This is a genomic window from Pseudomonas sp. BIGb0558 (genome assembly GCF_024807515.1).
Classification (GTDB): Bacteria; Pseudomonadota; Gammaproteobacteria; order Pseudomonadales; family Pseudomonadaceae; genus Aquipseudomonas; species Aquipseudomonas yamanorum_A.
Map to the genome: position 1 here is coordinate 18,697 of NZ_JANUEW010000054.1, position 12,777 is coordinate 31,473.

12 protein-coding genes are annotated in these 12,777 nt (G+C 64.5%); 3 read left to right on the plus strand and 9 right to left on the minus strand.

Features of this window, described 5'->3' with window-relative positions:
- Window positions 1-54 precede the first annotated feature (54 nt).
- The 8 genes from M2400_RS31165 to gspG all read right to left on the minus strand — a co-directional run bounded on the left by M2400_RS31165 (window position 55) and on the right by gspG (window position 10,540).
- Complete coding sequence (locus tag M2400_RS31165) at window positions 55-1,278, minus strand: substrate-binding domain-containing protein (protein WP_177048808.1); 1,224 nt, start codon at window positions 1,276-1,278, stop codon at window positions 55-57.
- Between the two features lie 482 nt (window positions 1,279-1,760).
- Window positions 1,761-2,969 carry a type II secretion system inner membrane protein GspF gene (gspF, locus tag M2400_RS31170; RefSeq protein WP_177048809.1) on the minus strand — a complete coding sequence of 403 codons (1,209 nt, stop codon included), beginning with the start codon at window positions 2,967-2,969 and terminating at the stop codon, window positions 1,761-1,763.
- Window positions 2,969-4,387, minus strand: coding sequence for a type II secretion system ATPase GspE (gspE, locus tag M2400_RS31175; RefSeq protein ID WP_177115675.1), 1,419 nt, complete (start codon window positions 4,385-4,387; stop codon window positions 2,969-2,971). Before gspE ends, gspF begins: the two co-directional genes overlap by 1 nt.
- Window positions 4,388-5,217: 830 nt before the next feature.
- Window positions 5,218-7,524, minus strand: coding sequence for a type II secretion system secretin GspD (gene gspD, locus M2400_RS31180; RefSeq protein WP_259201109.1), 2,307 nt, complete (start codon window positions 7,522-7,524; stop codon window positions 5,218-5,220).
- The gene (locus M2400_RS31185) at window positions 7,521-8,045 is read right to left on the minus strand and encodes a type II secretion system protein M (protein WP_259201107.1); all 525 of its coding nucleotides are present in this window, start codon (window positions 8,043-8,045) and stop codon (window positions 7,521-7,523) included. The genes gspD and M2400_RS31185 overlap by 4 nt, the downstream gene beginning before the upstream one ends.
- Window positions 8,038-9,150, minus strand: coding sequence for a type II secretion system protein GspL (gspL, locus tag M2400_RS31190; RefSeq protein ID WP_259201106.1), 1,113 nt, complete (start codon window positions 9,148-9,150; stop codon window positions 8,038-8,040). The genes M2400_RS31185 and gspL overlap by 8 nt, the downstream gene beginning before the upstream one ends.
- Window positions 9,147-10,094 carry a type II secretion system minor pseudopilin GspK gene (gene gspK / locus M2400_RS31195; RefSeq protein ID WP_177134777.1) on the minus strand — a complete coding sequence of 316 codons (948 nt, stop codon included), beginning with the start codon at window positions 10,092-10,094 and terminating at the stop codon, window positions 9,147-9,149. Before gspK ends, gspL begins: the two co-directional genes overlap by 4 nt.
- Before the next feature lie 8 nt (window positions 10,095-10,102).
- Window positions 10,103-10,540: a type II secretion system major pseudopilin GspG gene (gene gspG, locus M2400_RS31200; protein WP_177048936.1), complete on the minus strand. Its 438-nt coding sequence runs from the start codon at window positions 10,538-10,540 to the stop codon at window positions 10,103-10,105.
- A gap of 148 nt (window positions 10,541-10,688) precedes the next feature.
- Between gspG and gspI the strand changes: the two genes are divergently transcribed.
- On the plus strand, window positions 10,689-11,087 hold the full coding sequence (gspI, locus tag M2400_RS31205) for a type II secretion system minor pseudopilin GspI (protein ID WP_259201105.1): 399 nt from the start codon (window positions 10,689-10,691) through the stop codon (window positions 11,085-11,087).
- Here the strand turns inward: gspI and M2400_RS31210 are convergent.
- A complete protein-coding gene (locus tag M2400_RS31210) occupies window positions 11,074-11,505 on the minus strand; it encodes a type II secretion system protein N (protein ID WP_259201104.1) in 432 nt (143 codons plus the stop codon). The genes gspI and M2400_RS31210 overlap by 14 nt on opposite strands.
- An 85-nt stretch (window positions 11,506-11,590) precedes the next feature.
- Here M2400_RS31210 and gspH point away from each other — a divergent pair, with 85 nt between their 5' ends.
- The gene (gspH, locus tag M2400_RS31215) at window positions 11,591-12,043 is read left to right on the plus strand and encodes a type II secretion system minor pseudopilin GspH (RefSeq protein WP_259201103.1); all 453 of its coding nucleotides are present in this window, start codon (window positions 11,591-11,593) and stop codon (window positions 12,041-12,043) included.
- Window positions 12,036-12,632: a type II secretion system protein GspJ gene (locus M2400_RS31220; protein ID WP_259201101.1), complete on the plus strand. Its 597-nt coding sequence runs from the start codon at window positions 12,036-12,038 to the stop codon at window positions 12,630-12,632. Before gspH ends, M2400_RS31220 begins: the two co-directional genes overlap by 8 nt.
- The last annotated feature ends 145 nt before the right edge of the window (window positions 12,633-12,777 follow it).

The window sequence follows — 12,777 nt, forward strand, 5'->3', positions numbered from 1 at the left end:
AGCAACGGCACAGGCCGTTGCTGATCGGTGGTGCGGGGTCGTTGCAGGCTTGGGTTACAGCGGACGACCAATACCGTTGCAGATGTTCGACTTGCCGATGCTCAGGTTGCTGTCAGCATTGAGGAAGGTGTCGTTGATCGCGGTTTTCCAGGTGGTTGGCAGTGGCACGAAGCGGTTGTTGCGGATGGCCGCATCGTTGCTGCTGAACGCGCTGGTGTTGTAGTGACGGGTAAAGAACGTACGGACCTGGGAGGTCTGGTTAGCGTCGGCGTAGCACTGGCTGAACACCACGTTGGTGAAGCCCAGGATTGGGTAACCGCTGCTTGGGTAGGCGACGACGCTTGGGTCGGTAGCGCTGGTGGTAGCAGCAAACACAGGGACCCAGTTGTTTGGCAGGGTACGGTTGGCGATGGCAGGTACCGCCACAGCGCCGATGGCCGCCGACACGTTGGCTGGAGCAGGCGAAACACCGGCAACGGTTGCAACCTTGGTGGCGTCATCCAGACCGGCCAGGGTGGCTGCTGCGTAATCCGGGCTCATGTACGTGACGCGACCTTCAGCGGCATTCAGGGTGCTCATGACGCCGGCGCTGGTGTCGGTGAAAAAGCCACCGGCCGGGTTGGCTTGTTGCAACGGGTTGAGTGCGCCAGCGGGCAAGCCGCCGGAGAAGCTGCTGCCGAAGGCCTGGGTCACGGCGAAGGTGCCGCCTTCCAGGGCCGGGCTGCACTTGGCGTTCAGGAAGCGCGTGAACAGTTCAGTGGTGCCGCTGTTTTCCTTGCGGTAAATGACGGTGATCGGGCCGGTGCGGCCAGAGTCAGCAATCAGGTCCCAGGTGGTCAAGCGACCCGAGAACACACCGCACAGGTCGTTGACGCTGAGGTTGACGGTCTTGCCTGCTACACCGCTCTTGTTGAACGGAATGGCCACCGAAGTGGCCACCGAAGGCACCTGGATCAGCGGGCCCCAGGCAGTGCCATGGGCCGTCACGTAGTTGCTCAGCTCGGTTGAAGACAGCTTGGAATCGCTGCCGGCCCAGTGCACGTTCTTGCCGGTGACGGTGGCGTCCAGCTTGCTGTAGTCGTTGTTCAGGAAGGCAGCCTTGCCGTTGCCGCTGCCCACACCGATGTACGGCGCGAAACCGGCAGTCAGGACGCCGGCAGTCTGGTACAGCGGTTGTGGCAGGGTGGCGCCGCCGCCGTTGACGTCAGCCATTGCAGCCTGGGCCGAGCACAGTGCAGCGAGGGTCATGGATACCGCGAGAACGTTGCGCTTAAACATGAAGAAGCTCCTTTCGTCGTGTTTGTACGTTTGGGGTAGATGACGCTATGGCTTCGGTCCCGGGCTGTATTCCGGGGGTAACCTGGGGTGAGGCCATGGGTATGAAATTTCGCAGCATCCGATGACAGCAAAAGGAAAAAACCTCGGGAGGAACAGCTTGATTTTTAAAAAGATTCTCGGGTGTTTTGGTCACACTTTTGAACGGTTTGGGGTGAGGTGACAGCGAGGTTTCAGCGGGATTTTTGGGTACCGGGCTGGAGGCAGTACGGGCCGTGTCGAGGGGGGTGGGAAATGACAGAACGAGGAACCCGAGGTTGAGACCCGCGTGCCAGGCGCAAGAAAACAGCATCGAAGAAACGCGGTTCAAATGTGGGAGCTGGCTTGCCTGCGATGGCGGCGGGTCAGTTGGCATCCTGGGCGGCTGAAACACCGCTATCACAGGCAAGCCAGCTCCCACCTGTTTGACCGCGTTTCGTCAGCAACTAGGTGACCAGTTGGTTGATTTCGATGATCGGCAGCAACACCGCCATCACGATCACCAGCACCACGGCGCCCATCACCACGATCATCAGGGGTTCCAGCAAGGCGGTCATGCCCATCGCCCGGCGCTCGATATCCCGGGACAGGGTTTGCGCCGCACGCTCCAGCATCGGCGGCAGGGAGCCGGTCTTTTCGCCACTGGCGATCAGGTGGATCAGCACCGGCGGGAAGACTTTTTCCACCGCCAGCGCCGGGGCCAGGTTGACCCCTTCGCGAACCTTGGCGGTGGCGTCGGTGACGCACTGGCTCAGGCGGTCGTTGGACAATGTCTGGCGCGCCGCTTCCAGGGCGCGCAACAACGGCACGCCGGCGCCGCCGAGAATCGCCAGGGTCGAGGCAAACCGTGCGGTATTGAGCCCCAGCACAAAGCGCCCGATCAGCGGCAGGCGCAGCACCCGGCTGTGCCAGTTCAACCGCGCCACGGGGTTGCGCAGGTACAGGCGCCAACTCCAGAAACCGCCCACGATCCCGGCAAAACACAGCCAGCCCCAGGCACGGATAAAATCGCTGGCATTGAGCATCGCCAGCGTCAGCCCCGGCAGGTCCTGGCGCGCCTGGGAAAACGCACTGACCACCTGGGGCACCACGTAGCTGAGCAGGAAAATCACGATGCCGATGGACACCAGCCCCACCACCCCCGGATAGATAAACGCCGTGAGGATCTTGCCCCGCAGGTTGTTGCGTTCCTCGATGTAGTCGGCCAAACGCTCCATGACTTGGGCCAGGTCGCCGGACTCCTCCCCTGCCGCGATCAGCGCCCGGTAGATCGACGGAAAATCCCGTGGCCGCGCGGCCAGCGCATCGGCCAGGCGCATACCGCTGCGCACATCGGCGCGCACCGCGCTCAAGGTCTGGGCGATGTGTTTTTTCTCGGCTTGCTCCACGGTGGCGCTCAACGCGGCTTCCAGTGGCAGGCTCGCACCGAGCAGGCTCGCCAATTGCCGGGTGGCCCACGCCAGGTCGTTGTCCGAGAGCTTGGCACCGAACCGGCTGCCACCGGCTTGCGGGTGATTGTTCTCGACCTGCACCCGCAAGGCCGTCAGGCCACGGCTGCGCAGGTGGGCAAAGGCGCCGCTCTGGCTGTCGGCTTCAAGGTGGCCAGACTCCAGCTTGCCACTGGCGTCGGCAGCGTCGTAGCGGTATCGGTTCATCAGGCGTCCCGTGTTACGCGCAGGATTTCTTCGGGGGCGGTGGCGCCGCTGCGCACCCAGCGCTCGCCGTCTTCGCGCATGCTGAACATGCCGGCCCGGCGTGCGGCGGCCCTCAAGTCCTGCTCGCCGGCGCCCTGGTGGATCAGGCCACGCAGCGCATCGTCGATGCAGAACAATTCGTGGATGCCGGTACGGCCGCTGTAGCCGATCTGGTTGCACTGCGCACACCCGACAGGCCGCCAGGTGCCGGGCGCTGCCGGGTCTTCCTGCTTGCAGTGCGGGCAGAGGCGGCGCACCAGGCGCTGGGCCAATACCCCGAGCAGGGAGGACGCCAGCAGGAACGGTTCGACGCCCATGTCGATCAGGCGGTTGACGGCTGAGACGGCGTCGTTGGTGTGCAGGGTGGCGAGCACCAGGTGACCGGTGAGCGAGGCTTGCACCGCGATCTGGGCGGTCTCCAGGTCGCGGATTTCGCCGATCATGATGATGTCCGGGTCCTGGCGCAGGATCGCCCGCAGGGCCAGGGCGAAGGTCATGTCGATCTTGGCGTTGACCTGGATCTGGCTGATGCCCGGCAGGTCGTATTCCACCGGGTCTTCGACGGTGAGGATGTTGCTGGTGCTGGCGTCCAGCCGGGCCAGGGCGGCGTAGAGGCTGGTGGTCTTGCCGCTGCCGGTGGGGCCGGTGACCAGCACGATGCCGTGGGGTTGGCGGATCAGGCTGTCGAGCCTGGCGAGCACGTCGGGGTCCATGCCGAGGGTTTCCAGTTGCAGGCGCCCGGCTTGTTTGTCCAACAGGCGCATCACCACGCGTTCGCCGTGGCCGGTGGGCACGGTGGAGACGCGAATGTCGATGGGGCGGCCGGCCACGCGCAGGGCGATGCGGCCGTCCTGGGGCAGGCGTTTTTCGGCGATGTCGAGTTGGGCCATGATCTTGATGCGCGAGACCAGAGCGCCGTGGAGGGCTTTGCGCGGGGACACCACGTCACGCAGGGTGCCGTCGACGCGGTAGCGCACTACGGAATGGGTTTCGTAGGGTTCGATGTGGATGTCGCTGGCTTCGTCGCGGGCGGCCTGGGTGAGCAAGGCGTTGATCATGCGGATCACCGGGGCGCCGTCCTGGGTGTCGAGCAGGTCGGTGATTTCGGGGATGTCTTGCATGAGGCGGTCGAGGTCCACCTCGTTCTCGGCGGCACCCACGACGGCGGCGGCGCTGCCGGTGTCGGCATAGGCGTTGGCCAGGAGGCCGTCGAGTTCGTCGTCGCGCACCTGGATGAGCGGGGTTTGGCCGAACTGGCGATGGACTTCGCTGATGGACCAGCCTGGGGTTGAGGGGCAGATGGTCAGCGTGGGGCCCTGGGGTCCTGGGTGAAGGAGGATGCGTTGGGATTTGGCCCAGGCGTAAGGCAGGAGGCTCATGGGTGTGTCCCTTGGGTTGTGTACATATCCATTCCTTCGGTTATGGCTTCGATTGGTTCCGCTCTTACAGCGGGTCACTTTTGAAAAGAGCCCAAAAGTAACCAAAAGGCTCTTGCCCCACCACTCGGCACCTCGCTAATGCTCGGTGTGCCCGAACGCAGGCATTACTCCGCGGGCCGCCGCGACGGGGCGTCCCTGCCCCGTCGCGGCTAAACCGGCGTCCTGCCGGTTTACCCGCTCCGTACTACCTGCGTTCGGCCAGCGTGGTTTAACGGGGCGCCTAAGATCAAAATCAAGATCAAAAGCAAGAGCACAGCGGCCTACAGGCCGGCTTGAGTGTGGTGAAGCAAAATCAAAATCTAAAGCGGGCACGATCCCTGTAGGAGCTGGCTTGCCGGCGATGGCATCAACTGGGTGTACCTGATGCACCGAGTCGCCTGCATCGCCGGCAAGCCAGCTCCTACAGAAAAGCGGCTTTTGCCTTTGCTTCACCACACTCAGGTCGGCTTTCAGGCCGCCGTGCTCTTGATCTTGCTTTTGATCTGCGGGCCCCGTTAACCACGATGGCCGCAAGCAGGCACGGTGGAGCGGGTAAATCGGCAGGGATGCCGATTTAGCCGCGCCGGGCCATGGATGGCCCGTCGCGGCGGCCCGCGGAGACGGGTCTGATTGCGGGCATGCCGAGCCTAGGCGAGGCACCGAGTGGTGGGGCAAAGACCTTTTGGTTACTTTTGGGGCGTTTGCCAAAAGTGACCCGCTGTAAGAGCGGAACCCTAAGTAGCCGTTACCGAAGAAACGGATATGTACACCATCCCGGCCCCCAAAAAGCATCACCGCGGCACCACGCGAATCACCGCCCGAGGCCCCAAATCAGGAATCGCCTTATCCACCGAAGGCAACTGCGGCGCCTGCACATCCGGCATCGCCCAACTATGCTCCGGCTGCAACCCACCCTGGGCCCTGCGCATAAACTCATAGCGATTCAACGTAATACTGCGCCCCGCCCCACTGTCACGAATAATGTAGGGCCGCAAAAACACCATCAGATTCGTCTTCGTCACACTGCGCTTTTCATTCCTGAACAACGCCCCCAACCCCGGGATATCCGCCAACCAAGGCACCGCGTCATTGCTCTGGCTATAGCCATCCTGCAACAACCCGCCAAGCACCATGATCTGCCCGTCATCCAGCAAAATACTCGTATCAATCGCCCGCTTGTTCGTCACCGTCCCCGCGTCCACCGAAGCCCGCGTGTCGACGCTGCTGACCTCCTGGTAAATATCCAGCTTCACCGTCCCACCCTCGGAAATCTGCGGCCGCACGTTCAGCTTCAACCCCACCTCCTCGCGCTGTACCGTCTGGAACGGGTTATTACTGGTGCCCCCGCCACCCGTCACATAACTGCCGGTGACAAACGGAATCGTCTGCCCCACAAAAATACTCGCCGCCTCGTTATCCAGGGTCAGCAGGTTCGGCGTCGACAACACATTGGTCCCGCCCTTGCTCTTCAGCGCCCGGGCCAGCACCTTGAGGTCCAGCACCTTGCCGATCCCCGGAATATCCACCGTGCCGTCCACCAGCCCGATGTTCAAACCCTTGGGCAACACATCAATGCTGGTCTTGCTGGCAGGCGCTGCATTCAACCCGCTGCCCCCCAGGTTGACCACGCCAAAGCCACCCTTCCCGCCCAGGTTCCCCGCCTGCCACTGCACCCCGAATTCGCTGGCATCGTCTTCGCCCACTTCGACGATCAGGCTCTCGATCACCACCTGGGCGCGACGCTGGTCGAGCATGTCGATCACCTCCCGCAGGTTGCGATACAGCGGGTCCGGCGCCGAGATCAGCAAGGTGTTGGTGGTGGCGTCCGCCTGGATCGTCACGCCACCGGCGCTGAATGCGGTGTTCTGGTCGCTGGAGGTCGATGCGCCAGCAGTAGTCGGGTCCTGGCCGTAACCGCTGGGCAGGGCGGTGCCGCTGCCGGTGGGCGTGCCGCTGCTGTTCTGGGTGTTGCCCTGACCGCTCTGGGTGTTGCCGCCCATGGCACTCAACTTGCCCCTCGCATTGTCACTGGCACCGGTGTCGCTTTCCCCCGTCAGCAAGCCCCGCAACGACTGCGCCAGCTTGGCCGCCTGGGCGTTGCGCAGGTACACCACGTGCATGTTGCTCGGGTTGCTCTGGGCATTGTCCAGCTTGTAGATCAGGTTGCGCGCCAGCTCGGTGCGCTCCGGGCTGCCGGCGCGGATGATGATGGAGTTGGAGCGCGGGTCACCGATCACGTTGATCTTCTGGGTCTGGTCGGCGCCCTGGGTTTCCAGGAGTTCCGAGACCATGGCGGCGATGTCCACGGCGATGCCGTTCTGCACCTTCACCACGTCGGTGTCGATGGCGCTCGGGGTGTCGATGCCGTCGATGATCTGTGCCACACGCGCCAGGTTTTCCGCGTAGTCGGTAATGACGATGCTGTTGTTTCCCGGGTAGGCGTTGATCGGATTGTTGGGCGACACGATGGGACGCAGCACCGGGATCAGGTTCACCGCGTTTTCGTATTGCAGGCGGAAGGTGCGAGTCTGCATGCCCTGCCCGCCCGGGTTGGCGCCACTGTAGATCGGCCCGCCCAGCAGTTTGGCGTCCGCCTCCGGCACCACCTGGGCCACGCCGCCCACGTCAACCACGCTGAAGCCTTGCATGCGCAGCGCCGCCAGCAGCATGTCGTAGGCCTGGTGCGCCGGCACCTGGCCTTCGCTGACCAGGGTCAGGTTGCCCTTCACCCGTGGGTCCACCAGAAATTGCTGGCCGGTGGCACGGGACAAGGCGCGCACCACCGCCTGGATATCGGCGTCGACGAAGTTCAGTTGCACCGGTTGGTCACCCAACGGGTTGCGCGCCTTGGCCGGTGCGCTGGCGTGGCTGCGGGCGCTGTTGGTCACCGGGTGCTGCACACGGGGCGGCGGCAGCGGTTCACGCTGGCGGTCCAGGGTGGTTTCGCCGCTGCGCCGAGTGTCGGCCAGGGGCTGGCCGAGTTCGCTGTCCACCAGCAGCGGTTTGGAGGGTTGGGGGTTGCTGCACGCGCCCAGCGCCAACAGGAGCAAAGGGGCGACCTTGCGAAAAGGCGCAGCATTGGGCAATGACCACTTCATGAAGCTTCCTTAGCGCCAGGCGCCTGATCCATGCGAACGGTCCCGGACAAGGTGCCGGCCGAGTTTGAAGGGGTGGCATCACCTGCGCGTTGCAAGCGGGCCTCAGAGACTTCCAGGGAAAATGGCCGGGGGTTGGCCAGCAGCCAGTCGACCACGGCATCTGCCGGGGCGTGCGCAAAGGTCAGGCGCCAGCCGCCGGCTTCCTGCGCCTGCAATTGATAGCGGCCCTGCAGCCCGGCGCGGTCGAGGGACTGGTGCAAGGCGGTTTCCAGATCACCGCTGCGCGGGGCGGTGGCGACGCCCTGCAACAGCACCTGCAGCGCCTCGGCCTGGCTGCGCAGTTTCGGGGTTTCGGCCTGCCAGTAATCGATCTTCTTCAGCGGTGGCTGAATCAACAGCAACCAGATCAGCAGGCCGGCCAGCACCAGGCCGGCGCCCACCAGCAGACGTTTTTCGCGCACGGCCAGGCCGTTCCAGAACACCTGGGCCTGGCTGCGCAGGAGCTGCAAGCGCTTATTCATCTTCGGCCTCATCGTCCGCCTCAGCTTCAACCTGGCCGGTGAGCGGGCCCAGGGTCCAGCCCTGGTCGTCGCGGTTGGCGCTGAAACCGGCCTGGGCCAGCAGCGCCTGCCCGTCAGCGGCCAGGGCCGGGCTGCGGGCGTCGGGCAGCAGGCTCAGCTGCAGGTGGCCTTGTTCGTAGGTCAGGCTGTCGACGCTGCCCGCCAGGGACGGCAGGCTGCTGCCGGCCAGTGCCAGCAAGCCGGTAAAGCGCTGGCCAGGCTCGGCCGCCGCGCCACTCTGGCGGGCGGCCAATTGCTGGCGGGCTTGTTGCAGCGGGTTGAGAATCACCGGCAGTTCGGGGAAAGCCTGGCGCACCTGTTGGCTCATCTGCGCCTTGAGGCGTTGGCCTTCGTCGACCTGGCGGGCGGCGTAGAGGTTCAGGCCCAGGGTCCAGATGGCGACCGCCAGCGCCGTACAGGCCAGTGCCCTGCCCCAGCCGCCGCTGGCCGCTTGTTGCAGCCGACCATGCAAGCCCCAGCCCGGCAATGCACCGCTCCAACGGGCATCGCCGGTCACGTTCTGCACCTCGACGCCGGTGGCGAGCAGATCATCCAGCGCCTGCTGTCCCAGAGGATGCACTGCGCCCAACTGCACGCCATGACGCAGCAGCAAATAACCATCGCTGAAGGCGGCGCTCGGTTGCCCGCCGACGGGCAGCGCGTAGGGCGCCGGGTACAGGCCGCGCACTTTGATCTTCAACTGGGCCGCTATCCGGGCCAGCTGTTCAAGGCCGCTTTTGGGCAACCAGCCGACCTGCACCAGGCCAGTGCTTTCCCGTGGGCCGTGGGCCACATGCATCAATTCCACCGGGCCAAGGATCAGGGCCTGGGCCGCACAGGTCACCGCGTCGTCGACCCTGGCGGAAGGCAGTTGCGGCAGTTCAAGGCTGGTCAACAGGCTGTCACGCGGATGCAGGAAAAACTCCACCTGGGTGTTGGCCCATTGCGCGAGGCTACCCTGCCCTTGCTGGCTGACCTGCCCGGCGCGGTCCAGCCAGGCGAACTGCACCGGACTCTCGGTGTTCAGTTCATCCAGCGGCGGCAACGCAATGCGCAAACGCTTCATACGCCCACCCGCGACCAGATCACCTGGGGCTGACGGTCTTCAGGGCGATACAGCAACGCCTCCAGGGTGACCCGACGCTGCTCGCGGCGGGCCTGGCCCTGCACGCGGAACCACTCGCTGGTGATGCCTACCTGCACCGTGTCCACCGCCACCTGGGGCATGCGCAAGCGGTTGACGAAATCCCCACGATTGACGAACCAGCGCCCGCCATCACGCTCGGCCACCAGCGCCTTGGCGTGCGACAGGCTGAGCCCCGGCACCACGGCACTGAGCACCTCGGCGCTGGCGGTATTGCCGTTGACCCAGGTATTGCCGGGCAGCACGCTGACGTAGCTCGCCATGCGCCGCAGCTGGCGCGGGTCGAGGCCTTCGATTGCGCTGAGGTCGGCGAGGCTGCGCAACATCGGGTACCTGGCCGGAGTCACTTGTGCTGCCGCACCGGGCGAGGTGTCGCGGCTGCTGTTGAAGCCGCCCGTGAATGAGGCTGTGCCTACGCGCTGGTCATAGGAGTCGATCACTCGCCGGCTGATGCGGCGGCTCACGGCAAGGTCGATACCGATCAATTGGCACAGGCGTTCGAAGCTCTGCAATTGCACGGCGTCTGGCTGTTGTTGGGTCACCAGGTTGCGCAGGTTGAACTTGCCCTGCTCGTCTTCAATCCGCCCCTCGAACGCACCGCCAATGGGCCGTGCCCACGGTTGATCGAGCCGGGTCAATACGTCCTGGCGGCGCGCGTCCCATAGGCGTTGGCGACTGGTCTCCAGGCCGCCACTCAGCAGCCACTGGCCCTGGATGCGCAGTTGCTCGGCTTCCAGGCTGCGGGTGAATACGGTTTGCCGGGTGAGCATGGCGCCGGCAATCACTGCGACCACGGCCGCGATCAGCAAGGCGCTGATAATCGCCATGCCGCGCTGCTTCGCCGCTGGGGGCGAATGGCTGTTCATCGCCGGCCTTACAACTGCCAGGAGCCGATGTCGGCGTTCACGCCGTCGCCGTCTGGTTTCCCGTCGGCGCCGAGAGAGAACACATCCACCTCGCCGTTGGCCCCCGGGTTGAGGTAGTGATACGGGTTGCCCCACGGGTCATTGGGCAGGCGTTCGAGGTAGGCGCGCCAGTTGCTGTTTTTTGCATCTGCCGGACGCTCCACCAACACCTTCAGACCCTGGTTCATGCTGGGATAAGTGCCATGGTCGAGGCGGTAGAGTTTCAGGGCCTGCATCAGCCCGCCAATGTCCTGCTTGGCCGCCGTGGCCCGTGCCTGGTCCGGGCGGTCGAGTACTTTTGGCACTACCAGCGCCGCCAGAATCCCCAGAATCACCACGACCACCATGATCTCGATCAGGGTGAAACCGCGCTGCCGGCGCGGGGACGTGAAGTGTGCGATATCCATCTCGACATTCCTTGGCTTGAGTGCATTTCGTGGCGCAGTGTTGCAAGAACACATGTCAGTCGTGTTGAAAATCCTCGGGAGCTTTGGTCGCCAATCGGTCAACTCCCGGGGCTAGTCTGCGGGCTTGTTTCCCGGTTTTGAGTACGCCATGGGCGGCCCCCGCAACGAGCACGGTTTCACCCTGATTGAAGTGTTGGTGGCCCTGGCGATCATCGCCGTGGCCATGGCCGCCGCCGCGCGCGTGGCCGGCCTGATGACCACCAGCAATGGCCTGCTGCGGGACAAGTCGATGGCGTTGCTGGCGGCCCAGAGTCGCCTGGCGGAACTGCGTCTGGAAGGTCGGGTGAGCCCGGGGCGCAAGACGTTCGACTGCGACCAGGGTCGGCTGAAACTGCGTTGCGAACAGACCATCAGCAACGGGCCGGATGGGCGCCTGTTCCAGGTCAGCGTGATGGTGCTGGACGCGACCCGTGAAGCGCCGCCCCTGGCACGCCTGGAGACCGTACTGGGGCGCCCGCCGCTACCGCGCGCGGTTACTGCCGAGTGAGGCTTGGCAAGGCCGGAGCGTCGGGCAACTTGTCGAGGGGCACGCGGATTTTTTCCGCACCGCGCTCAATCTCCACGCTATCGCCTTCAATGGCCGTCAGACGCACCCCGGGGCTTAGGCGTTCACCCAACAAAAAGCTGCGGGGCGGGCCGTCGTTGAGGCTGAGGATCGCCACCGCACCACGGGCCCCGGCAAGCACACCGGAAACCTTGATCTGCATGACCGCCGGGGTATTGGAAAACCACTGCAGCGCCGGGTTGTCACTGCGGGCGGCCAAGGCCTGGGGCGCGGCCTGCGGGGTGTGGGACTCGGCCGAGGTGAGCAGCAGCGGCGTCCAGGTCGCCACCCCGGCCAGCGCTGCCAGCAACGCCACAGCCTGCACGCCGTGGGCGGGTGAAAAACGATGGATGAATGCCATGGGCGGGACCTCCTGTTTGTCCGTTGCCTCAGGCTACAGGGCAATTCACACCTTTTTATTTCAGTGGTCCGTCAGGGAGCAAAAAATGAAACAGCAGGGCTTCACGTTGATCGAGTTGATGGTGGTGCTGGTGATCATCGGCATCGCCAGTGCGGCCATCAGCCTGAGCATCAAGCCTGATCCGCTGCACCTGCTGCGCAAGGATGCCGAGCGCTTGAGCCAGCTGTTGCAGGTGGCCCAGGCCGAGGCCCGCGCGGATGGCCGAGCGATCACCTGGCGGGCGGATGCCAAGGGGTTTCGCTTCAGCCGCGTTACGGATGATGGGTTGGGGTTGGAGAACTTCAGCGGGGATCAGCAACTGCGTCCACGGGCCTGGGACAACACGCCGATGCAGGTGCGCGTCGAGCCCGGGAAAATCCTGGTGCTGGATGCTGAATGGGTGAACCCGCCGGTGCGGGTGGTGCTGTCGGATGGGCAGCACAGCTTGAGCGTGCAACGGGATGCGGCGGGGTTGTTGCGGGTGGTGAGCCATGAGTGACCAGAAGGGTTTTACGCTGATCGAGGTGATGGTGGCGATCATGTTGATGGCGGTGGTCAGTGTGATTGCCTGGCGCGGGTTGGACAGTGTGACCCGGGCGGATCAGCATTTGCAGGCCAGCAGTGAGCAGACCGAGGTGTTGTTGCGGGCGCTGAATCAGCTGCAGCTGGATGTGAGTTTGCGCGCGGGGGTTGAGTTGGGGCCGCCTGTGAGTGATGAGGCGCCGAAGCCTGGGGGGTTGGCGGCGGTGTCGGTGAGGAGTTCGGACAGCAAGGGGTTTCGGCTGGAGGTGATCCGAAGTGCGCCGATTCCTGGGGATGGGTTGCAGCGGGTGCGGTGGTGGCTCAAGGGCGACACGCTGTACCGGGCGGCGGCTCCGGCGCGGGATCGGTATCCGCTGCCTGCGCCCCGGGATGCGGTGGCGGTGCTTGGGCAGGTCAGGGATTTGCAGGTCAGGGTTTGGGATAAGGGGTGGCGGCAGTTGAGCGGGAATCAGCGGGAGGATCCGCAGGGGCTTGAGGTGGTTCTGGTGCGGGAGACGGGCCAGGGGGTGGAGCGGTATCGGCAGGTTTTGGGGCCCTTGCGGTAGGCTGGTTTTTGGGCGGTGTACATATCCGTTGCTGCGGTAACGGCCACTTATGGTTCCGCTCTTACAGCGGCTCACTTTTGAAAAGCGCAAAAGTAAGCAAAACGCTCTTGCCCCACCACTCGGCACCTCGCTAATGCTCGGTGTG